Genomic DNA, 22,146 nt, shown 5'->3' with positions numbered 1-22,146 from the left:
CGGAAAGTTGTAATGAGGCCGCGAGCAGTACCCCATCTGAAGTTATTGCGATCATACACACGTCTATACGACTAGACAATTATGCCAATCACATCTCCCGACACCGCCCGTGACGAGGACGGCGCCGCCCCGCAGGAAAAGGCGGACCGCGCCCGGTGGCTAGCGTTGTTTGCGCGCGCCACGCGCGACGAACTCGACGACGCCATCGCCCGTTGCTCCGACGCCCCGCAATTCATCTGGCTGCGCGCCCCGCAGACCGGCCTTGTGCTGGTACAGGGCCGCGTGGGTGGCAGCGGCGACCGCTTCAATCTCGGTGAGACGACGGTCACGCGTTGCACGCTGCGCCAGCAGGACGGCGTGGTCGGCACCGGCTATGTGCTGGGCCGCGACGCCGAGCGCGCGGTGCGTGTGGCGCGTCTGGACGCCCTGATGCAAATGCCGCAGCACCGCAGCGTGCTTGCCGCCGGTCCGCTCGCGGCGATCTCTCGACGTCTGGCTGCCACCGCAGCGCAGAACGACGCCGACGTGGCCGCCAGCCGCGTCGAGTTCTTCACCATGGTCCGGGAGGCCTGAATGTTGACGGCAACCATGCCCGACTGGTCGGCACTGCAACCCGGTTTCGACGATCCGGTACACGACGCTCAGGGCGTCTTCCGCGCAGTCCTCGACGCGCTTGCCCGCCCCGGCCAATTGCGTCAGGTCGGCCAGCGTCTTGGCCATAGCGACGAAGCCAGCATTGCCGCACGCGCCACGCTGCTCGCGCTGGCCGACGCTACGACGCCTGTCTGGCTGCAAGCCCCGCTGGGCGAAGTCGCCAGCGCCCTGCGCTTTCACACGGGTGCACCGCTGCTCAGCGGCGAGGCAGGCCTCGCGCAAGCGCAATTCGCGCTGCTCACCGATCCCGCCAGTTGCCCGGCCCTTGAGCGCTTCGCCTTCGGCACGGCCGAATCGCCGGAGCACAGCGCCACGTTGATCGTCGACGTTCCCGCGCTAAGCGAGGGTCACACCGGCGACGGACTGCATCTGCGTTTGCGCGGCCCGGGCATTCAGACCCATGCGGACGTCACCGTCGGTGGTCTGGATGCTGCCTTCTGGCAGGCCCGCGCTGCACTCGCACCGCGCTTTCCCGCCGGTCTCGACCTGTTAATCGCCGCTGGCGACACGGTGCTCGGGTTGCCGCGCACCACGCATGTGGAGGTTTGCTGATGTACGTCGCAGTCAAAGGTGGCGAGCGCGCCATCGAACAATCCTGGGACCTGCTCGCCCGCGCGCGACGCGGCAATCCCGACATCCCCGCGCTCACCGTCACGCAAATTCGCGAACAGATGCGTCTCGCGGTCTCGCGCGTGATGAGCGAAGGCGCGTTGTACGACGAAACGCTCGCGGCGCTGGCCATCAAGCAGGCATCGGGCGATCTGGTCGAAGCGATCTTCTTGCTGCGTGCGTATCGAACGACGCTGCCGCGTCTGGGTACCACGAAGCCGATCGATACGGCGTCGATGCGTCTGTCGCGTCGCATCTCGGCCACGTTCAAGGACGTGCCCGGCGGTCAGGTGCTCGGGGCCACGTACGACTACACGCAGCGTCTGCTGGACTTCGCGTTGCTGGCCGAAGGTGAGACGTCCGACGCGCCGCTCGCTGGCGAACTTCGCACGAACGCCGCACCGGCCGCAGCGCCGCAACCGAGCGCCGTCGCTGAGGTACCGGACGTGCCGCCCATTGCGGCCACCACGCGCGTCACCGACATCATGAAGCGCGACGGTCTGCTCGAACCGCTGAACACCGACGGCGCCGACCCCGAGCCGCACGACCTCGTGCACTCGCCGCTCTTCACCCCAGCGTCGCGCACGGCGCGGTTGCAGAACCTCGCACGCGGCGACGAAGGCTTCCTGCTCGCGCTCGGCTATTCCACACAGCGCGGCTACGGCAATGATCACCCGTTCGCGGGCGAAATCCGTCTGGGTCAGGTGTCCATCGAGATCGAACCGGAAGAACTCGGCTTCGCCATCGACATCGGCGAGATCGCAGTGACCGAGTGCCAGATGGTCACGCAGTTCGGTGGCAATCAGGACATTCCGCCGCAGTTCACGCAGGGTTACGGACTGGCGTTCGGCCACAACGAGCGCAAGGCGATGGCCATGTCGCTCGTCGACCGCGCATTGCGCACGAACGAACTGGGCGACGAAGCCACCTCGCCCGCGCAGCAACAGGAATTCGTGCTTTATCACAGCGACAACGTCGAGGCGTCGGGCTTCGTGCAGCACTTGAAGCTGCCGCACTACGTCGACTTCCAGGCCGAGCTGGAACTGGTGCGCCGTCTGCGCGCCGAGCATGCCGCCAAATACAGCACACAAGCGAGCGACGACGCCACCGCCCCTGCCGCTCAGAACTCTCAGGAGGCAGCATGAACGACGCCGCCACGTTGCAAGACACCGCCCAACCGTCTGCGGCCAGCGCCGCCACGGCCGACGGCTACAACTTCGCGTTCCTCGACGAACACACCAAGCGCATGATCCGTCGCAGCCTGCTCAAGGCGGTGGCCATTCCCGGCTATCAGGTGCCGTTCGGCAGCCGCGAAATGCCGCTGCCGTATGGCTGGGGCACGGGCGGGATTCAGGTCAGCGCCGCCGTGATCGGGGCCGACGACACGCTCAAGGTCATCGATCAGGGCGCGGACGACACGACCAATGCCGTGAACATCCGGCGCTTTTTTGCGCGCACGGCCGGTGTCGCCACCACGACGAAGACGTCGGAGGCGACCGTCATCCAGACACGCCACCGCATTCCTGAAGTCTCGCTGCACGACGGCCAGATCCTCGTGTTTCAGGTGCCAATGCCCGAACCGATGTTCCGTCTGGAACCGCGCATCGTTGAGTCGCGCAAGCTGCATGCGCTCGGCGAATACGGCCTGATGCGCGTGCGTCTGTACGAGGACATCGTGCGTCACGGCGCGATCGCGACGACTTACGACTACCCGGTCATCGTCAACGGGCGCTACCTGATGTCGCCCTCCCCGATTCCGAAATTCGACAATCCCAAGCTGCATATGAATCCGGCGCTGCAACTCTTCGGTGCGGGACGCGAACGACGTCTGTACGCGATTCCGCCGTACACGTCGGTCGAGAGTCTCGACTTCGACGATCACCCGTTCGAAATCCAGAAGTGGGATGCGCATTGCGCCCTGTGCGGCGCCACCGACAGCTTCCTCGACGAAGTCATTACCGACGACGAAGGCACCCGCATGTACGTGTGTTCGGACAGCGATTACTGCGGCGACCGCACGTCCGCGAACATGGCAGACGTGGCGCACGCCGCGAAGGAGCGCGCATGAACGCCGCGATGGACTCGGTGCAACGCAATGTTGCCCCCCTGGACGAACCGCTGATGCGCGTAGCGGGACTGGGCAAACACTACGGCGACCGCATCGGCTGCGCCGACGTGAGCTTCGATCTGTGGCCGGGCGAAGTGGTCTGCGTGGTCGGCGAGTCCGGCTCGGGCAAGTCGACGCTGCTTAACGCGCTGGCCCTGCGTCACGAAATCGACGCCGGATCGCTCCACTATCGCGGCACCGACGGTGCGCTGCACGACCTGAGCGCGCTGGACGAAGCGCACAAGCGTCGTCTGCTTCGCACCGAGTGGGGGTTCGTCGAGCAAAACCCGCGTGACGGGCTGCGCATGAACGTGTCGGCAGGCGGCAACATCGGCGACCGTCTGATGGCGGTCGGTGCGCGTCACTTTGGCGATATCCGCGAGAAGGCCCGTCACTGGATGGCGCAGGTCGAACTCGATCCGGCGCGCGTGGACGAGATGCCTGGTGCGTTCTCGGGCGGCATGCAGCAGCGTCTGCAAATCGCCCGCAATCTCGTGACCGAGCCGCGTCTCGTGTTCATGGACGAGCCGACCGCCGGACTCGACGTGTCGGTGCAGGCGCGTCTGCTGGATCTGCTGCGCTCGCTTGTGGAGCGCCTTCATCTTGCCGCCATCATCGTCACGCACGATATCGGGGTAGCGCGACTCATCGCACATCGCCTGATCGTCATGCAGGCGGGGCGCGTGGTCGAAGCCGGGCTGACCGATCAGGTCCTCGACGACCCGCAACATCCCTACACGCAATTGTTGGTTTCCTCGGTACTGCCCGTATGAACTCCGGAACGAACCTTACTACGTCTGCGACGTCGCTCAGCGGTGCGGCACTTACGTTGGGCACGCGCGAAGACGACGTCATGCTGCGCGCACAAGGTCTGCACAAGACTTTCCGTCTGCACGCGCAAGGCGGCGCAGCGATTCCGGCACTCGAAGGTGTCGACCTCACGGTGCGACGCGGCGAATGCGTAGCGCTCGTCGGTCCCTCGGGCTCAGGCAAGAGCACGCTGCTGCGTTGTCTGTACGGCAACTACCTCGCGGGCGAAGGCCGCATCGAGATCCGTCACGATGCCGGTCAGGGCGAACACTGGGTGGATCTGACGACCGCCACCGCCCGCGAAGTGCTCTCCGTACGACGCACCACGCTCGGCTACGTCAGCCAGTTTCTGCGTGTGATTCCGCGCGTCACCACGCTCGACATCGTGGCGGAGCCGCTGCAACGTCTGGGTCACGGCGACGCCGACGCAGCCGGTCGTGCGCGCGATCTGCTCGCGCGCCTGAACATCCCCGAGCGTCTCTGGTCGCTCGCCCCGGCGACGTTCTCCGGCGGCGAACAGCAGCGCATCAACATCGCGCGCGGGCTGATCGCCGCCGCGCCAGTGCTGCTGCTCGACGAGCCGACGGCGTCGCTCGACGCACAGAACCGCGCCGTGGTCTCGCAACTGATTACCGAAGCCCGTGCAGCGGGGAGCGCCATCGTGGGCATCTTCCACGACGAGGCGACCCGCGACGAAGTGGCGACGCGAACGCTCGCCATGCGTCCGGTGCTTCGTCCCGCACATTGATCCCCCGGAGTCTGTCCATGCTTATCAAGAACGCTCGCATCGTCACGCCCGACACGACCTTCACCGGCGTGGTCGAGGTCCGCGAGGGTCTCATCCACGCGGTGGAGGAAGGGACGACGCAGTCCGCCGAAGCCGTCGACTGGGAAGGCGATTATCTGGTGCCGGGGCTTGTCGAGTTGCACACCGACAATCTGGAGAAGCACCTCGCGCCACGCCCCGGCGTGTACTGGAACACGCACGCCGCGTTTGCGATTCACGACGCTCAGGTCGCCGCCGCCGGTATCACGACGGTGTTCGACTCGCTGGTGATCGGCGAGCGCGACGCTTCGGGACTGCGCAGCCGCAAGCTGCAGGCCGAGTGCGGTCAGGCACTGCTCGACACCATCGAAGCGGGGCTGTTCCGTGCGGACCACTTCCTGCATCTGCGTTGCGAAATCGCGACGCAGGACGCGGCCGACACGTTCGCCGACATGTGCGACCACCCGCTGCTGCGTCTCGTGTCGGTGATGGATCACACGCCGGGTCAGCGTCAGTGGCACGACCCGGTGCTGCACCGTCAGTATCACGAGCGCAACGGCAAGGTGCCGGACGCGCAGTGGGAAGCAATGCTGGCCGATCTGCGTGCGCAGCAGCAGAGGTATGCGATTCCGCATCGCCGCTCCATCGTGGAGATGAGCCGTGCGCGCGGCCTGCCGCTCGCGAGCCACGACGACACCTCGCTCGAACACGTGGAAGAAGCGCAGCGCGACGGTGTGGCGTTGTCGGAATTTCCGACGACGCTGGTCGCCGCGCGTGCTGCGCACGACAAGTCGATTGGCGTGATCATGGGGGCACCGAACGTGGTGCGTGGCGGTTCGCACTCGGGCAATGTGGCGGCGGCAGAATTGGCACGTGAAGATGTGCTCGACATTCTGTCGTCGGACTATGTCCCGGCGAGTTTGCTGCAAGCGGCATTCCAGTTGCACAACGATCACGCCGACTGCGGCTGGACGCTCTCAAAGGCCATGCGCACGGTGTCGTGGAATCCGGCGCAGTCGGCAGGTCTCACGGATCGCGGCGGCATCAAGCCGGGCCTGCGTGCCGATATGGTGCGCGTGGCCGTGCGCCCCGGCATGCCGCCGATTCCGCGTGAGACGTATATGGTGGGGCAGCGGATCGCTTGATGGCGAATCGGTTGCACCATTGAGAAAGGCCGCTGACGCGGCCTTTTTCTTTGTGTGACGATCGCTACGTCAGATCACCATCTTGCGCACGCGGGCCGAGAAGACGTCGATACACGTCACCACGATCACCATGATCACCATCACCGCGCACGTCTGGGCGTACTGGAAGCTGCGAATGACTTCGTAGAGCACCACACCGATGCCGCCTGCGCCCACCATCCCGACCACCGACGCCGAACGCACGTTCGACTCGAAGCGGTACAGCGTGTACGAGATCCACAGCGGCATGACCTGCGGCAGCACGCCGTACAGGATTTCATCGATGGCGCGAGCGCCCGTCGCGCGCACGCCTTCCACCGGACGCGGGTCGATCGCTTCGACCGCCTCGGCGAACAGCTTCGAGAGCGTGCCCGTCGTGTGCACCCACAGCGCGAGCACACCGGCGAAGGGGCCGAGGCCCACCGCCACGATGAAGAGCATCGCGAAAACCATTTCGTTAATCGCGCGGCATGCGTCCATCACGCGACGCACCGGCTGATACACCCACGCCGGCACCATGTTCGACGCCGAGAGCAAACCCATCGGAATCGAGCAGACGACAGCGAGTACCGTCCCCCACACTGCGATGTGAATCGTTACGAGCATCTCGTTGACGTACACCCGCCAGTCGCGGAAGTCGGGCGGGAAGAAATCGTGCGCGAACTGGCTCATGTTGCCGGAATCGCGAATCAGATCGAGCGGACGCATGTCGGCGCCGCTCCACGACCACACCAGGACCAGAAAGAAGATGCCCCAACTGATCAGGGACAGCCAAGAACGCTTGGGCGGCTCGCCCGGCAGGCGGCCATTGGCAGTGATTGATGCGCTGGTGTTCATGTCGAGTACCACGTGTCGTACCGGCGCGGCTGCCACCGGCGAATTTCGTATGACGGAGAAGATGGCGAACCCGACATCGGGTTCGCCATCACTTGAATCGTCTTGCTGACTTCTTCCCGCTGACTTCTTCCTGCTGACTTCTTCCGGCTTACTTCGTCTTGTTCAGCTCTTTGTCGAGCGCTGCCAGCTTGCCGTCGAGGTCGGCGAGTTGCGTCTTCTTCTTGGCGGCGTCGATGTTGGCGTCCGACTCAAGCTGCACCTTCTGCTTGAACAGTTCGAGCTGACGGATCGGCAGCAGCTGAGCATCCGACGACGCGCGGAAACCGCCGTAGTTGTAGATGTTCTTCAGCACTTCCTTCTCGTGCGCGTCCTTGCCGTAAGAGAGGAAGAAATCGCGGATCTTCTTCTTCGTGCCGTCCGGCAGGTCCTTGCGCCACAGCAGCGGATCCGACGGAATCAGCGGCGACTTCCAGATCACGTGCACCAGCTTGGCCTTCTCCGGCTGCGTGGCTTCGAGCTTGTTGAGCTCTTCGGTGTTGTTCGTCGCAACGTCGACCTGATTGTTGATCACTGCCATCAGGTTTGCGCCGTGGTTCGAGCTACGCGCCGTCTTGAAGTACGTGCGCGGGTCGATGTTGTTCTTCGCGAACACGTAGTAGCCCGGCACCAGCGTGCCCGACGTCGACGTCGGATCGCCCAGACCGAAGTTGATCTTCTTGCCGTTCTTGATCACGTCGTCGAGCGTCTTGTACGGGCTCGACGCGTTCGAGATCAGCAGCGAGTAGTAGCCCTCGGTGCGGTCGGCATACATGATCTTGGCGAAGACCTCGCCTTGCGAACGGTCAACGGCTTCCATCGCGCCCTTGTTGCCCATCCATGCGAGCTGCACCTTGTTGAAGCGCATGCCTTCGATTACACCGGCGTAGTCGGTGGCGAAGAACGGGGTCACCTTGATGCCCGTTTGCTTCTCCATATCGTCGATCAGCGGCTGCCAGCGTTGGCGCAGGGCTGCGCTGGAATCCGTCGAGATGATGCCGAAGTTGATTTCCTGCGCGTTTGCCGCCGCTACCGAGGCGAACATGGCCGCGCCGGCCAGCAGGGTTTTCCACAGTTTCATGAGAGCAAGCTCCTGGTCAGATAGGACTTAAGTGAGGCTTAGGGACATCGAGGTGAGGAATGGGGCTTGCGCGTCGGCCGGCTTCGCTTCGCCAGTTGCCGAGGCTTCGGAATCTTCCGAGCTTTCGTTGAGCAGTTCGCCCGCTTGCACGCCGTACAGACGGCGCAGCAGGTCCGGCGTGAGCGCCGAGGACGGGCCGTCGTACACCACGCGGCCCTGATGCAGCGCCACGGTGCGCACGCAGTAGCGCATGGCAACGTCCACCTGGTGCAGCGAAACGACGACCGTCAGCTTGTGATCGCGGTTCATGCGCGCGAGCATGTCCATGACCTTGCGCGCCGACTCCGGATCGAGCGACGCAATCGGCTCGTCCGCGAGAATGATCTTGGCGCCCTGCACGAGCGTGCGTGCGAGTGCCGCGCGCTGTTGCTGACCGCCCGAGAGCGTGCTGGCGCGCTGGAAGGCAAAGTCGGCGATGCCGACTTCTGCCAGTGCCGTAAGGGCAGCCTGACGCTCAGCGGTCGTAAAGCGGAACATCAGACTGCGCCACAGCGGCACGCGAGCCAGCAGCCCCGTGAGTACGTTGGTGATGACCGGCAGGCGGCCCACCAGATTGAATTGCTGAAAGACGAAGCCGATGTCACGGCGAATCTGACGCACTTCGCGCACGATGCGGCCGTCGCGCTGGATCGGACGACCCATAATTTCGATGCTGCCCGGCTGCTGGTCGGCAGGTACGAAGCCCGCGATGTGACGCATCAGCGTCGACTTGCCCGAGCCGGAGGCCCCGATCAGGGCGATCATTTCGCCCGGCATGACTTTGAGCGCCACTTCGTCGAGCGCACGGCGGCTCCCGAAGGTCTTGGTCAGTCGCTCGATTCGAATCGCTTCGTCCACGGTTCACCTGTGAGTCAGTTCGCCGGTCGGCCCCGATGCTCTGTGACTTGCGACGTCCTCCTTGAGGCGTTGTCGCTCGCATCGCTCGACTAGCTGTTTTGTGGCAATTTGTGCCAAAAGTGAACGCAGTCTAAAAAGCCCGGATGACAAGACAGTGACAATCGATCAGCTTTTTTTCGCCCAGCCAAAACCCTTATGTGTTCAATGGTTTGGCAACGTTTTCGGGGTGATGTAACGCGTCGGAGAAAAGCTGACTACGTCAGGAAGGGTGACATGATGCGGGGGCGTCGCCGCTCCCATTCGCCAACTTTGTCTACATATTTTTGGCATCCTGACGAACACGTATCGACAGGAAAAACCACCGCATAGGGCCGTGCGACAAGCCCCTCGCGGCGTGTTTGGCGGGAAAGATTTTCAGGGAGCGAAACGCGTCGTGGCGACGTGTGGCGTGCTGTGGCGACCTAAGGCACACGTGTGCAAGCAGGCGCTGCGATGTGCGACTGAGTAATGGGACGAGAGAGAAAGAAGACCGGTCCCGAACGGACCGGTCGTCGTCAGGCGATGAGCAATTCCGGGCCGCGCGCGCGAAGCTGGGCCAGCATGCTCTTGTGCGGGGCAGCGTCGCTGATGAGATAGCGGGCCGCTTCGAAGTGACGGATGCGCACGGGCGTCACGCGACCGAACTTGGTGTGGTCTGCGACGACGGCCGACACATTCGCACACAGCAGCATGCGCGCGCGCAGTTCGGCCGCAGCGCGGTTGAAATCGGTGATCCCGCCGTCTTCCGTCACGCCGCCCACACCGATGAATGCGAAGTCGGCGTGATATTGCGAAATCTGGTTGATGGCGTCCCAGCCCTGCACGGCGTCTTCGTTGTCCTGCAACTCACCGCCGAGCAGCGTCACGCGGTTGTCGTGATGGCGTCCGAGCAGGCGCGCGATCTGCCAGTCGTTGGTGTAGATGCGAAGACGGTGTTTGGAGAGCAGCGCCTGTGCGACAGCGCGCGTGGTCGTGCCGTAGTCGATGATGACCGACGCGCCGTCGGGCACCAGCTCCGCGGCGCGCACGCCGATGGCGCGCTTGCCCACGGCGTTGACGTTCTCACGCAGCGTCCAGTCGGGCTCACTCCGGTCGGCGGCCAGCGCACCGCCGTGGGTCATGAGCAGCAGACCGCGCGCGGCGAGCGTGTTGAGGTCGCGTCGCACGGTCTCGCGCGACACACCCAGCTCCCGCACCAGATCGCTGATCGCCAGCGCCCCGGTCTTGGCAAGTTGTTCGAGCACGTATTGTTGGCGTTGTTCGGCAAGCATGATCGAGCAATATCAGTTGGACTACGAATGACGGGACGACGTCCACGAAAACGGGAACGTCACGTGTCGTGCATTACCCCTGTAACGCGACACGCAATCCCAGACCGATGAAGATCGCGCCGGCCACGCGGTCGAGCCAGCGCCCCGCCCCCGGACGACGCTTGAGCCACGTCCCCAGCACGCCCGCGAACCAGCCGTAGACGCTGAACACGACGATGGTCTGCGCCATGAACACGAGGCCGAGCAGCCCCATCTGCCAGCCCGGATGAGCGGCGTCGGCGCTCACGAATTGCGGCAGGAATACGAGGAAGAACAGCGTGACCTTCGGGTTGAGCATGTTCGCGAACACGCTCTGACGGAAGACGGCACCGAGCGACTGCGGCTCAGTGTCGTTCGCCAGCGTCAGTGCACCGCGCGCGCGCAGCGCCTTGATGCCGATCCAGATGAGATAGGCCGCACCGAGCAGCTTGATCGTCTCGAACGCCCACGGCGACGAGCGCAGCACGGCCGCGAGGCCCACTGCGGCAATCGTCGTGTGGAAAAGGCAGCCGAAGGTGAAACCGGCCGCAGCGGCCAGTCCCGCGCGGCGGCCCTGCGCAATACCGCGCGCGATGACCTGCATGTTGTCGGGCCCGGGCGCAAGCGTGATAGCCACCGAGGTCAGCAGGAACAGCCAGAGATTGGGCATCGGTGCGTCCGGGTCGGAAGGTCAGAAATTGTTCGGTGCGCGCAGTGCGCTCAGTACGCTTAGTGCCCTTCGAACGAGCACAGCAGGAAGAGATCCAGCCCGGCATCGCGAATCAGCTTCGATCCGCCCAGCTCCGGCAGGTCGACGATGGCCGCCCCCTCGATGACCGTCGCGCCGAGGCGCTCCAGCAACTTCTTACCGGCAAGCATCGTGCCGCCCGTGGCCACCAGATCGTCGATCAGCAGCACGCGGTCGCCGGGACCGCAGGCGTCGGCGTGAATCTCTACGGTCGCGCTGCCGTATTCCAGCTCGTACTCTTCGGCGACCGTCTGATAGGGCAGCTTGCCCTTCTTGCGAATGGGGATGAATCCGATGTTCAGCTCGTACGCGAGGATCGAGCCGAGAATGAAGCCACGCGCATCGAGACCCGCAATATAGTCGGGGCGTTGCGCCATGTAGCGATGTACGAACACATCGATGAGCACCCGCAAGGTGCGCGGGTTCTTGAGCAACGGGGTGATGTCGCGGAACTGCACGCCGGGTGCGGGCCAGTCCGGCACGGTGCGGATCTGGCTTTTGATATAGGCGGCAGGGGACTCGTCGATCTGCACGGGGATCCTTCTTTCGGTACTGATAGGGAACACGCCACATTATGCCAAAAAGGCCCGGCCTCCCTGTGACGGTCCGACTTTCCGCCCGATTTGGCGTCCCGGGTCGGCGTCCCGGGTTGCCGCCCTAATCGTGTCCCAGCAACCGCGTCTCCGCTGCCACTAGCTTGTCGGGCAGGCCGCGCAACACCACGATGTCTTCGGCCATCAGACGCGTCTCCGCCACCGGCTCCACGCCGCGAATGCCGTGGCGGCGGATCGCCGTCACCGTCACCCCGAGTTTGTCCAGCCGAAGCTCGCCGAGCGTGCGGCCGACGGCCGCCGCGTTGAGCGTGAGGGGCACCGATTGCAGGCGCACCTGCTCGCGCTCGCCGCCTTCGTCTTCGTCGTCCAGCCCGTGAAAGTAGCCGCGCAACAGGCTGTAGCGCTCGTTACGCGCCTGCGCCACCCGACGCAACACCCGGCGCATCGGCACGCCCATGAGCACCAGCGCGTGCGAGGCGAGCATCAGGCTCCCCTCCACGATTTCCGGAACGACTTCGGTGGCCCCGGCGGCGATGAGGTCGTCGATATGCGTATCGTCGACCGTGCGAACAACCACGGGCAGCGTCGGCTCCAATGCCTGCACCTGCGCGAGCACCTTGAGCGCCGCCGGCGTGCTGTCGTACGTCACCACAATCCCCGCCGCCCGGTGAATCCCCGCCGCGACGAGCGCTTCGCGCCGGGCCGCGTCGCCGAACACTACGGTCTCGCCGGAACTGGCGGCCTCCATCACGCGGTCGGGGTCGAGGTCGAGCGCCACGTAGCCGATCCCCTCCTGCTCCAGCATGCGCGCCAGGTTCTGACCGCATCGGCCGTAACCGCAGATGATCACGTGCCCCGACGTCTTGATGCTCTGCGTCGCAATCTTCGTCATCTGCAACGACTGCATCATCCATTCGTTGGCGACGAAGCGCAGCGCAATGCGGTCGGCGTTGATGATGAGGAACGGCGCGCACAGCATCGAGAGCAACATCCCGGCGAGTACCGCCTGCGACAGCGACGGGTCGAGCAGACTCCGGTCGATCACAAGATTGAGCAGCACGAAGCCGAATTCGCCCGCCTGCGCCAGCCCCAGCCCGGTGCGGATTGCCGTGCCCGGCGGGCTGCCGAACAGACGCGCCAGCCCTGCGATGAGCGTGAATTTGACGATCAGCGGACCGATGAAGAACAACAGCACGAGCAACGGCTGCTTGAGTACGATGCCCGGATTGAGCAGCATGCCGGTCGTGATGAAGAACAGGCCGAGCAGCACGTCGCGAAACGGCTTGATGTCGTCTTCCACCTGATGGCGAAACGGCGTCTCGGCAATCAGCATGCCCGCAATGAACGCGCCCAACGCCATCGACAGCCCGAGATGCTCGGTGATGTAGGCCAGCCCCAGCGTGAGCAACAGCAGGTTGAGCATGAAGAGCTCTTGCGAGCGACGCGCGGCCACGATGTGGAACCAGCGTCCAACGAGTTTTTGCCCAATCCAGAGGAGCAACGCCAGTGCGCCGGTGATCTTGAGCGCCGCCAGCGAGAGGGCGAGCACCAGCGCCTTCGAGTTGCCGCCGAGCGCGGAGATCACGATCAGCAACGGCACCACGGCCAGATCCTGGAACAGCAGCACGCCCATGATGTTGCGGCCGTGCTCCGTCTCCAGTTCAAGCCGCTCGGCGAGCATCTTGGTGACGATGGCCGTCGAGGACATGGCGAGCGCGCCGCCCAGCGCCACCGAGGCCTGCCATGAGAACGACCAGAACAGGTTGACGAGTGCGCCCAGTCCGACGGCGACGAGCAACGTCCCGAGAACCTGTGAAACGCCGAGTCCGAGCACCACTCTTCTCATGCTCTTTAGCTTGGGCAATGAGAATTCGATGCCGATGGAGAACATCAGGAAGACGACGCCGAACTCCGCGAGGTATTGCACACGCTGCGAATCGGCGGCCAGCCCCAGCGCATGCGGGCCGATGACGATGCCCACGCTGAGATAGCCCAGCATCGGCGGCAGATGGAGCATGCGAAACAGCACCACCCCGACGCAGGCGGCAAATAACAATACGAGAGTGAGTTCGAGCGGCGATGCCATCAGCTAGGGTCGGTTTCCTGAGTGAATCCGGGTGAGCGGGGTGCGTTGTCTTGCCAATGTCATGCAAGGGCCGTGCCAGCGTACGTCCGGACGGCGGCCACGGGAGAGGAAACCGGACCGGTTCGGGCGATGTCCCGAATGGCGCTGGGCGGGGCGCAGGGCCAGACGTGGCGCGGCTGTCCTTCGACGCCACGTCCGTTTTGATATACTCCGCGCATGATAGCGAAAATCAATCCAGGCCGGGCACTAGAGGTCGCCCGGGAGGTGTTGCGCACTGAAGCCGACGCCATCGAACGCGTGTCCGCGCACCTCGACGACAGCTTCTTCGAAGCGGTCTCGCTGCTGCTTGCCTGCCGTGGGCGCGTCGTCGTCACCGGGATGGGCAAGTCCGGCCACATCGGCCGCAAACTCGCTGCCACGTTCGCCAGCACCGGCACTCCCGCATTCTTCGTTCACCCCGCAGAAGCCAGCCACGGCGATTTGGGCATGATCACGGCCGACGACGTCGTCGTCGCCCTGTCCAACTCCGGCGAAACGGGTGAGCTCGTCAGCATCCTGCCGATGATCAAGCGCATTGGCGCGAAGCTCATCGCCATGACCGGCAACGCCGCATCGAGCCTTGGCCGTCTGTCCGACGTGCATCTCGACGCGCACGTCGAGAAAGAAGCCTGCCCGCTGGGCCTCGCGCCCACCGCCAGCACCACAGCCGCCCTCGCCCTCGGCGACGCGCTCGCCGTCACGCTGCTCGACGCACGCGGCTTCGGCGCGGAAGACTTCGCCCGCTCGCATCCGGGTGGCGCGCTGGGCCGTCGGTTGCTGACCTTCGTGCGCGATGTCATGCGCACCGGCGACGCCGTGCCGCGCGTGCGCTCCGACGCCAATCTCTCCGACGCCCTGATCGAGATGACCGCCAAGGGTCTCGGCATGACCGCCATCGTGGATGCCGACGATCGCGTCGTCGGTATCTTCACGGACGGCGACTTGCGTCGTTTGTTCAAGCGTACACTCGATTTCACCTCGTTGAAGCTGGCCGACGTCATGAAGGCCGATCCGCGCACCATCGATCCGGACAAGCTCGCCGCAGAAGCCGCCGAACTGATGGAACGCTTCGGCATCATGCAGTTGCTCGTGACGGAAAACGGCCGCCTTGTCGGCGCCCTGAACGTCCACGACCTGTTCGCCGCCAAGGTCGTGTGAGTTTTCTGCCAATGAGTCAAACGAGTCAACCGAATCCCGCCAATACTTCGGGCATCGCTCAGTTCGATGTCGCCGCTGCCACGCAACGCGCGGCGCGTCTGCGCGTCATGGTGTTCGACGTCGACGGCGTGCTGACCGATGGCGGCCTGCGCTACGGCCCGACAGGCGAAGTCATCAAGACCTTCGACTCGCTCGACGGTCACGGCCTGAAGTTGCTCAGCGAAGCCGGCATCGTCACCGCCATCATCACGGGACGCCAGTCGGATATCGTCGCCAAACGCGCCGCGGATCTACGTGTCGCACACGTCTATCAGGGCGTGCACGACAAGCGCGCCGCGTTTGAAGACCTGTGCGCCAAAGTGGGCGTGACGGCCGACGTCTGCGGACATATCGGCGACGACTGGCCCGACCTGCCCGTGCTCACGCGTGTAGGCTTCGCCGCCTGCCCGGCCAATGCGCATGTCGAAGTGAAGGCACGCTGTCACTGGATCGCGAGTACGCGCGGCGGCGAAGGGGCTGCACGCGAGTTGTGCGACTTCATCTTGCGCGCGCAGGGGCGTTACGACGCCCTGCTCGCCGAAGCCATCGCCTGACGCGCCGGGAGAGTCGATCCACTCATGGCCATCCAACGCGTCTCGCCCGCTTCGCTGATCGCGATTGCCGTCCTGGCAAGCCTTGCCGCCGGCACGTACTGGCTCGTTCAGCGCACGCTGCCGTCCGACGCCGACCGCGCGCCGTACGTGAAGCAGCACATCCCCGATTACTACGCCGACGACATGGTGATTTCCATGCTCGCGCCCAACGGGGTGACGCAGTACCGCGTCAACGCCGTCCACATGACGCACTTCGAAGACGATCAGACCACGGCCATGACGATGCCCGCCGTGCGCGCCTTCACGCCGGATCAGCCCGAAGTCACCGCCACGAGCAAGCGTGGCACGCTCAACGCCGATATGTCGATCGTCGATCTGTACGACGACGCGGTCGTGGTGCGTCAGCCGGGGCCGCGCGATCCCGAAATGCGTGCCCTGTCCGAGCACTTCCAGGTGCTCGTGAACGAAGACATCGTGCGCACCGAGAAGCCGGTGCAGCTGTTCCGCGGGTCGTCCGTGATGTATGGCGACGGCATGATTTTCAATAACATCTCGCGCGCCGTACAATTGCTCGGCAATGTTCACGGCACGATCCAGCCGGCGGAACTGGGCGCCAAGCGCCCGCCGCCGTCAGGCCAGTCCACACTGCCTGTTAAGCCGACCGCTCCACGCGCGCCATCTCAGACTCCACAGGGCCCCAAGACCCCATGACCGATCGCCTTTCACTGCGACCCGCCTCTGTATCGCTGCGTGCGCTTCGCGCGCTGGCCGCCGCCTTCGCCGTTCTTGGCGCACTGGCTGCACCGCTGGCCCACGCCGAACGCGCCGACCGCGACAAGCCGCTCAATATCGAGTCGGACCACATGAGCTATGACGACCTCAAGCAGGTCAACATCTTCACCGGCAACGTGACGATGACCAAGGGGACGATTCTCCTGAAGGCCGATCGCGTCGAAGTGACTCAGGATCCGGAGGGCTATCAGTACGCCACCGCTTACTACAAGCCGGGCGGCCCGCTCGCCTACATGCGTCAGAAACGCGACGGCATGGATGAGTACATCGACGGCTGGGGCCAGACCATCTATTACAACGGCAAGACCGAAGTCGCGACGCTCACCACGCAGGCCACGCTCAAGCGGCTGGCCGGTGGCACGAAGGTGCTCGACGAGATTCACGGCAGCGTGATCACGTACGACACCTACAATGAGGTCTACACGGCCAACAGCGGCGCCGATCAGGTCAACCCCAACAATCCGAACGGTCGCGTGCGCGCCACGCTCGCACCGCGCAACGCCACGGGCGCGCAGGCACAGGCACCGGGCGCTGCCAGCAAGCCGGCCACCGCGCCCAAGGGCGACCTGCCGCCGCTGTCGCCTTCCAAGAACATCGGGAATCCGCGTGAGTAATTCTGCCAATAGCAACGCCTCGACCATCAACCCGGGCAACGCCCCGGTGGGCAAGCCCAGCGCGCTCGTCGTGCGCTCGCTCAAGAAGCAGTACGGCGCGCGTACCGTCGTCAAGGACGTGTCGCTCGACGTGAAGAGCGGCGAGGTCGTGGGTCTGCTTGGCCCGAACGGCGCGGGCAAGACAACGTCGTTCTACATGATCGTGGGACTGGTGCCTGCCGACGATGGCGAAATCCAGCTCGATGGCAACCTCATCAGCGAACTGCCGATCCACGAGCGCGCCCGCATGGGCGTCTCGTATCTGCCGCAGGAAGCGTCGGTGTTCCGCAAACTCACGGTCGAAGACAACATTCGCGCCGTGCTCGAATTGCAGGTCGATGCACAGGGCAAACCCCTCAAGCGCGACGAAATCGAACGCCGCATCGAAGCCCTGCTCGACGAGCTTCAAGTGGGCCATCTGCGCGAAAATCCGGCGATGTCGCTCTCGGGTGGCGAGCGTCGTCGCGTGGAAATCGCACGCGCCCTGGCCACACAGCCGCGTTTTATTTTGCTCGACGAACCGTTCGCGGGCGTCGACCCGATCGCCGTGCTGGAAATTCAGCGGATCGTGCGCTTTCTCAAGGACCGAGGCATCGGTGTCCTGATTACCGACCACAACGTGCGCGAGACGCTGGGTATCTGCGATCACGCGTACATCATCAGCGAAGGCTCGGTGCTCGCCGCCGGCACGCCTGACCAGATCGTTGCCGACGAAAGCGTGCGTCGCGTCTATCTGGGCGAAAATTTCCGGATGTAAAGCAGATTTTTCGCATGTAAACCCTGCCTCCGATAGGAGTCAGGGACGGTTCCGTTGGCGTGACAAAGCCTCTACAATGAAGGCGAGACCGCTATGAAACCGACTCTTCAACTCCGCACCTCGCAGCACCTGACCCTCACGCCGCAGTTGCAGCAATCGATCCGGTTGTTGCAACTGTCGACGCTCGAACTCCAACAGGAAGTCGAGCACGCGCTCACCCAGAACCCGATGCTCGAACGCGAGGACGATTGGCTCGCCGGTTCGGTACGTGTGGGCACAGACGGGTCGCTGCGCAACGAGCGGAGTTCGTCGTCCAGCAGTTCGAACGACAACGGCCACGAGTCCGCCAACGGCCACGACGAAGCGCGCGAACTCGATGGCGAGGCCCGCTTCGACGACAACGCGTCGGACAATGGCAGCGACTGGAGCCTGAACGACTTCGCCCGCTCCGGCAGCGCATCGGACGACGACGACAATGCGCGTCCGCAACTGCATGTCGACCATCCCAATCTCCGCGAACATCTGCTGGCCCAGTTGCGCCTGACCAAGGCGAGTCCGCGCGACCGCGCGCTGGTGGAATTCCTGATCGAATCGCTGGACGAAGACGGCTACCTCGGTAGCCTGCTCGACGAGATTCAGGCCGAAATGCCCGAAGAGCTGGCGCTCGAAACGGAAGAAATCAACGCGGCGCTGGCGCTGCTGCAAAGCTTCGATCCGGCGGGCGTGGGTGCCCGCAGTCCGGCCGAGTGCCTGCGTCTACAGCTCCAGCGACTACCCGCAAGCGGTGTGCGCACCCTGTCGCTGCGCATCGTCACCGATCACCTGGAACTGCTGGCCGCGCGCGATTACACGCGTCTGCGCCGCCTGCTGGGTGTCGGCGAAGACGGTCTGCGCGCCGCGCATCAGCTGATTCGCTCGCTGGACCCCTTCCCGGGCTCGGCTTACGGCTCGCCTCAGGCCGACTACGTCGTGCCGGACGTGCTGGTACGCAAGCAAGGGAGCGGCTGGACGGCGGAGCTGAATCCGGAAGTGATGCCGCGTCTGCGCATCAACGAGATGTATGCGCGCATTCTCCGAAATAACCGGAACGATCCGGGAACCGGCAACCTCCAACAGCAGTTGCAGGAAGCGCGCTGGCTGATCAAGAACATCCAGCAACGCTTCGACACGATCCTGCGGGTGGCGCAGGCGATTGTCGAGCGTCAAAAGAACTTCTTCACGCATGGCGAAATCGGCATGCGGCCCTTGGTTTTACGCGAGATTGCTGATACGCTGGGTTTACATGAATCCACGATTTCACGGGTGACGACGAGTAAGTACATGCTCACTCCATTTGGAACCTTCGAGCTTAAGTACTTCTTCGGATCACACGTGGCAACGGAAGCCGGAGGCGCTGCGTCATCGACCGCCATCCGCGCACTCATCAAGCAACTCATAGGAGCTGAAGACCCGCAGAGCCCCCTTTCCGATAGCCGTATCGCGGAACTGCTGGCAGAGCAAGGTTTTGTGGTGGCGCGGCGCACTGTCGCGAAGTACCGCGAGGCCATGCGAATCCCCGCAGTGAACTTGCGCAAATCTTTGTAGGACAGTCCTGGTGCGCCATGTTGGCCGCTGGGGCATAACGCCGCAGTGCGACATTGCGTCACGTCAATGGCTCGCACCCTCGCTAGCCAGCGTCAACGTTGACGCGGCCTGCACTTCGGCATTTCAGCAAGGAGAGCAGCTATGAATCTGAAGATCAGTGGACACCATCTCGAACTCACGCCTTCGCTGCGCGAATTTGTCGTCAACAAGCTTAACCGCGTGTTGAATCATTTCGACCAGCTAATCGGCGCCGAGGTGATCCTCTCTGTCGACAAGACCAAGGAGAAGAGCGGACGCCAGATCGCGAGCGTCACGGTGTTTCTCAAGGGCAAGGAAATTTTCGTCGAGAAGTGTGACGAGAATATGTATGCCGCCATCGACAAGCTGATCGACATGCTCGACCGCAAGGTAATGCAGTACAAGGACAAGGTTCAGGATCACGGTCGCGAGGCCATCAAGCACCACGAACTTCCTCCTGAGGCGGAACCGCTGCAATAGCATCTTCAGGCGTGGTAATCGCATTGGCTGATACCGACGAAAACCCGCAAGGAACCACCCGAGCGCATATCCGTCTGTTGTAAGTCTGGCATCACCCACCGCGGGGCCGTTGAACGGCCCCTTTTGTATGGTTCGCCCCACTTCCGTGACTTGCCGCGAGCGCGGCGGCGAGTGGTCTATAATGCGAGGTCAATCGGGGGTTGGAGGGCGACTAAGCGTTCGCCCGCATTACAAGATGAACCGTTTAGCCAAACTCATACTCGAGTCCAACATCCTGCTTGGACTGTCCGTTACCAGCAAGAAGCGCCTGTTCGAACAGGTCGGCCTCCTCTTCGAGAACAATGCCGGGCTTTCTCGCGCTGTGGTAACCGACAATCTCTTCGCCCGTGAGCGTCTCGGCTCGACGGGTCTTGGAGAAGGCGTGGCGATTCCGCATGGACGCATTAAAGGCCTGAAGGTCCCAGCCGCCGCGTTCATCCGCCTGGAAGAGGCCATTCCGTTCGAAGCGCCCGACGGTCAGCCGGTTTCCCTCCTGTTTGTGTTGCTCGTGCCCGAGCAGGCGACGCAGCAGCACCTCGAAATCCTGTCCGAAATTGCCCAGTTGCTCTCGGACCCCGAGATGCGCAGTATCCTGATCAACGCGCCTAGCGCCAAAGATGTCCACACCGCGCTGACGAACTGGAAGCCCTGAGTCGTCCCGAGTCGTCTGCGCACCGGTACGAATCGCCGCGAACACACACGAATTCCGTAGCTCCCACACCCAACCGAACGAGGCGACGCGGTGGAACTGACCGGCATCAACGCGCAAAGCATTTTCGACGACAACGCCGCGACGTTGCGTCTGTCGTGGCTCACGGGCCATGAAGGTTGGGAGCGCGGCTTTACGCCGGAGAGCGTGGCTACGGCCACCTCCAGCGCCGACCTCGTGGGCCACCTGAACCTCATCCACCCGAACCGGATTCAGGTGCTCGGCGAAGCGGAGCTACGCTACTACCAGCGTCTTACGGACGAAAACCGCAAGCGTCACATGGGTGAAGTCATCGCGCTGGAACCGCCGTTCCTCGTGGTGGCAGACGGCCTTGAAGCGCCGCCCGATCTGGTGCTGCGCTGTACACGCTCCTCCACCCCGCTGTTCACCACGCCGCTGTCGACGGCCTCCGTCATCGACAGCCTGCGTCTGTACATTTCTCGCGTTTTCGCGCCGCGTTGCACAATGCACGGCGTTTTCATCGACATTCTGGGCATGGGCGTGCTGCTCACCGGCGACTCCGGTCTCGGCAAAAGCGAACTCGGTCTGGAACTGATCAGCCGTGGACACGGCCTGGTGGCGGACGATGCGGTCGATTTCGTGCGTCTCGGGCCGGATTTCGTCGAAGGCCGCTGCCCGCCGCTGCTGCAAAACCTGCTGGAAGTGCGCGGTCTCGGTCTGCTCGACATCAAGACCATCTTCGGTGAGACGGCTGTGCGCCGGAAGATGAAGCTCAAGCTGATCGTGCAACTGGTGCGCCGTCCCGATGGCGAATTCCAGCGCCTGCCGCTCGAAGCGCAGACGGTCGACGTGCTGGGCCTGCCGATCAACAAAGTGATTCTGCAAGTGGCCGCCGGGCGAAACCTCGCCGTGCTGGTCGAAGCGGCCGTGCGAAACACGATTCTGCAACTGCGCGGGATCGATACGCTCAAGGACTTCATGGAGCGTCAGCGCCAGGCCATGCAGGACCCGGACGGCATGCAGGGCAAATTGCTCTGAGCGTTCGCGATTCGGCGGCCCGAATCCACCGAGTCGGCCGAATCCGCCGAAACCTTCCGGGTATACCGCTATTTTTGCGTTTTTCTGTCAACGCCGCGCGATTGCGGCGCGTTTTCTAACATGTTGTAATCGCAACGCGGTTCATCCCCGTGCCCGTGCGTCACGACCTTTTGGAGAGACGATCATGAAAAAAGCACTCGCTGCACTGCTTCTGGTATCCCCGCTGCTCGCATCGCCCGTGTTCGCTCAAACGGCCGCCGCCCCGGCATCTGCCCCCAAAGCGACCAACGCCCAACAAGACAAGATGAAGGCTTGCAACTCGCAAGCGACCGGCAAGAAGGGTGACGACCGCAAGGCCTTCATGAAGCAGTGTCTGTCCGCTGGCGGGGCCGCACCGGCCGCCAAGCAGACGCAGCAGGAAAAGATGAAGACCTGCAATACGCAAGCGAGCGGCAAGAAGGGCGACGATCGCAAGGCGTTCATGAAGCAGTGCCTGTCGAACGCTCCGGCGGCCTAAGTTTTACGCCTGACGAGCCTGACGGCGCCCCACGCGGGCGCCGTTTTCGCTTGCAGAACGGGGATTCTCGAAAACGCAGCGAAAACGGTAGAAACTCCCTAGTTTTTGCCT

24 protein-coding genes are annotated in these 22,146 nt (G+C 63.8%); 17 read left to right on the top strand and 7 right to left on the bottom strand.

Annotated features, from left to right (window positions below; translation table 11 throughout):
* Nucleotides 1–81: 81 nt before the first annotated feature.
* The 7 genes from phnG (at nt 82) to PCO31010_RS17330 (ending at nt 6,091) form a co-directional block, all read left to right on the top strand.
* Complete coding sequence (gene phnG / locus PCO31010_RS17360; protein WP_150665355.1) at nt 82–573, top strand: phosphonate C-P lyase system protein PhnG; 492 nt, start codon at nt 82–84, stop codon at nt 571–573.
* The gene (gene phnH, locus PCO31010_RS17355; protein WP_150665354.1) at nt 574–1,206 is read left to right on the top strand and encodes a phosphonate C-P lyase system protein PhnH; all 633 of its coding nucleotides are present in this window, start codon (nt 574–576) and stop codon (nt 1,204–1,206) included. It abuts the gene before it with no gap.
* Entirely contained in the window at nt 1,206–2,408 is a 1,203-nt protein-coding gene (locus tag PCO31010_RS17350; protein ID WP_150665353.1) for a carbon-phosphorus lyase complex subunit, read from the top strand. Before phnH ends, PCO31010_RS17350 begins: the two co-directional genes overlap by 1 nt.
* Nucleotides 2,405–3,331: an alpha-D-ribose 1-methylphosphonate 5-phosphate C-P-lyase PhnJ gene (locus PCO31010_RS17345; RefSeq protein WP_150665352.1), complete on the top strand. Its 927-nt coding sequence runs from the start codon at nt 2,405–2,407 to the stop codon at nt 3,329–3,331. Before PCO31010_RS17350 ends, PCO31010_RS17345 begins: the two co-directional genes overlap by 4 nt.
* A gap of 8 nt (nt 3,332–3,339) precedes the next feature.
* Entirely contained in the window at nt 3,340–4,143 is an 804-nt protein-coding gene (gene phnK, locus PCO31010_RS17340) for a phosphonate C-P lyase system protein PhnK (RefSeq protein ID WP_174984921.1), read from the top strand.
* Nucleotides 4,144–4,223: 80 nt separating this feature from the next.
* Nucleotides 4,224–4,928, top strand: coding sequence for a phosphonate C-P lyase system protein PhnL (gene phnL / locus PCO31010_RS17335; protein WP_150665586.1), 705 nt, complete (start codon nt 4,224–4,226; stop codon nt 4,926–4,928).
* A 17-nt stretch (nt 4,929–4,945) separates the two neighbouring features.
* On the top strand, nt 4,946–6,091 hold the full coding sequence (locus PCO31010_RS17330; protein ID WP_150665351.1) for an alpha-D-ribose 1-methylphosphonate 5-triphosphate diphosphatase: 1,146 nt from the start codon (nt 4,946–4,948) through the stop codon (nt 6,089–6,091).
* A gap of 69 nt (nt 6,092–6,160) precedes the next feature.
* Here PCO31010_RS17330 and phnE read toward each other — a convergent pair whose 3' ends face one another.
* The 7 genes from phnE to PCO31010_RS17295 form a co-directional block, all read right to left on the bottom strand.
* On the bottom strand, nt 6,161–6,967 hold the full coding sequence (phnE, locus tag PCO31010_RS17325) for a phosphonate ABC transporter, permease protein PhnE (RefSeq protein ID WP_150665585.1): 807 nt from the start codon (nt 6,965–6,967) through the stop codon (nt 6,161–6,163).
* Nucleotides 6,968–7,115: 148 nt separating this feature from the next.
* Nucleotides 7,116–8,084 (bottom strand): phosphonate ABC transporter substrate-binding protein, encoded by a 969-nt coding sequence (phnD, locus tag PCO31010_RS17320; protein ID WP_150665350.1) that lies wholly within the window; start codon nt 8,082–8,084, stop codon nt 7,116–7,118.
* Between the two features lie 27 nt (nt 8,085–8,111).
* The gene (gene phnC / locus PCO31010_RS17315) at nt 8,112–8,981 is read right to left on the bottom strand and encodes a phosphonate ABC transporter ATP-binding protein (RefSeq protein ID WP_150665349.1); all 870 of its coding nucleotides are present in this window, start codon (nt 8,979–8,981) and stop codon (nt 8,112–8,114) included.
* Nucleotides 8,982–9,535: 554 nt separating this feature from the next.
* On the bottom strand, nt 9,536–10,291 hold the full coding sequence (locus PCO31010_RS17310; RefSeq protein ID WP_039395533.1) for a DeoR/GlpR family DNA-binding transcription regulator: 756 nt from the start codon (nt 10,289–10,291) through the stop codon (nt 9,536–9,538).
* 73 nt (nt 10,292–10,364) lie between these two features.
* Nucleotides 10,365–10,979 carry a LysE family translocator gene (locus PCO31010_RS17305; RefSeq protein ID WP_150665348.1) on the bottom strand — a complete coding sequence of 205 codons (615 nt, stop codon included), beginning with the start codon at nt 10,977–10,979 and terminating at the stop codon, nt 10,365–10,367.
* A 59-nt stretch (nt 10,980–11,038) separates the two neighbouring features.
* Entirely contained in the window at nt 11,039–11,590 is a 552-nt protein-coding gene (locus tag PCO31010_RS17300) for an adenine phosphoribosyltransferase (RefSeq protein WP_084009576.1), read from the bottom strand.
* 124 nt (nt 11,591–11,714) lie between these two features.
* Nucleotides 11,715–13,697, bottom strand: a complete 1,983-nt coding sequence (locus PCO31010_RS17295) for a monovalent cation:proton antiporter family protein (protein ID WP_150665347.1) — start codon at nt 13,695–13,697, stop codon at nt 11,715–11,717.
* Nucleotides 13,698–13,913: 216 nt separating this feature from the next.
* On the opposite strand from PCO31010_RS17295, the gene PCO31010_RS17290 reads away from it, so the two are divergent.
* From PCO31010_RS17290 to PCO31010_RS17245, 10 genes are all read left to right on the top strand, one after another.
* Nucleotides 13,914–14,894, top strand: coding sequence for a KpsF/GutQ family sugar-phosphate isomerase (locus tag PCO31010_RS17290; RefSeq protein WP_039395525.1), 981 nt, complete (start codon nt 13,914–13,916; stop codon nt 14,892–14,894).
* Between the two features lie 107 nt (nt 14,895–15,001).
* A complete protein-coding gene (locus tag PCO31010_RS17285) occupies nt 15,002–15,487 on the top strand; it encodes a KdsC family phosphatase (protein WP_246184674.1) in 486 nt (161 codons plus the stop codon).
* A 24-nt stretch (nt 15,488–15,511) separates the two neighbouring features.
* Nucleotides 15,512–16,198: an LPS export ABC transporter periplasmic protein LptC gene (lptC, locus tag PCO31010_RS17280; RefSeq protein ID WP_150665345.1), complete on the top strand. Its 687-nt coding sequence runs from the start codon at nt 15,512–15,514 to the stop codon at nt 16,196–16,198.
* The gene (gene lptA, locus PCO31010_RS17275) at nt 16,195–16,893 is read left to right on the top strand and encodes a lipopolysaccharide transport periplasmic protein LptA (RefSeq protein WP_150665344.1); all 699 of its coding nucleotides are present in this window, start codon (nt 16,195–16,197) and stop codon (nt 16,891–16,893) included. The genes lptC and lptA overlap by 4 nt, the downstream gene beginning before the upstream one ends.
* A 25-nt stretch (nt 16,894–16,918) precedes the next feature.
* Nucleotides 16,919–17,689 (top strand): LPS export ABC transporter ATP-binding protein, encoded by a 771-nt coding sequence (lptB, locus tag PCO31010_RS17270; RefSeq protein ID WP_150665584.1) that lies wholly within the window; start codon nt 16,919–16,921, stop codon nt 17,687–17,689.
* A gap of 93 nt (nt 17,690–17,782) precedes the next feature.
* A complete protein-coding gene (locus tag PCO31010_RS17265; protein ID WP_150665343.1) occupies nt 17,783–19,273 on the top strand; it encodes an RNA polymerase factor sigma-54 in 1,491 nt (496 codons plus the stop codon).
* Nucleotides 19,274–19,414: 141 nt separating this feature from the next.
* Nucleotides 19,415–19,771: a ribosome hibernation-promoting factor, HPF/YfiA family gene (gene hpf, locus PCO31010_RS17260; protein WP_039395515.1), complete on the top strand. Its 357-nt coding sequence runs from the start codon at nt 19,415–19,417 to the stop codon at nt 19,769–19,771.
* Nucleotides 19,772–20,006: 235 nt separating this feature from the next.
* A complete protein-coding gene (gene ptsN, locus PCO31010_RS17255; RefSeq protein WP_150575389.1) occupies nt 20,007–20,462 on the top strand; it encodes a PTS IIA-like nitrogen regulatory protein PtsN in 456 nt (151 codons plus the stop codon).
* 90 nt (nt 20,463–20,552) lie between these two features.
* The gene (gene hprK, locus PCO31010_RS17250) at nt 20,553–21,518 is read left to right on the top strand and encodes an HPr(Ser) kinase/phosphatase (protein ID WP_039395509.1); all 966 of its coding nucleotides are present in this window, start codon (nt 20,553–20,555) and stop codon (nt 21,516–21,518) included.
* Between the two features lie 184 nt (nt 21,519–21,702).
* Complete coding sequence (locus PCO31010_RS17245; RefSeq protein WP_150661073.1) at nt 21,703–22,035, top strand: PsiF family protein; 333 nt, start codon at nt 21,703–21,705, stop codon at nt 22,033–22,035.
* Nucleotides 22,036–22,146 lie beyond the last annotated feature (111 nt).

The organism is Pandoraea commovens, from assembly GCF_902459615.1.
GTDB lineage: Bacteria > Pseudomonadota > Gammaproteobacteria > Burkholderiales > Burkholderiaceae > Pandoraea > Pandoraea commovens.
This window is presented reverse-complemented; position numbering and strand designations above follow the sequence as displayed.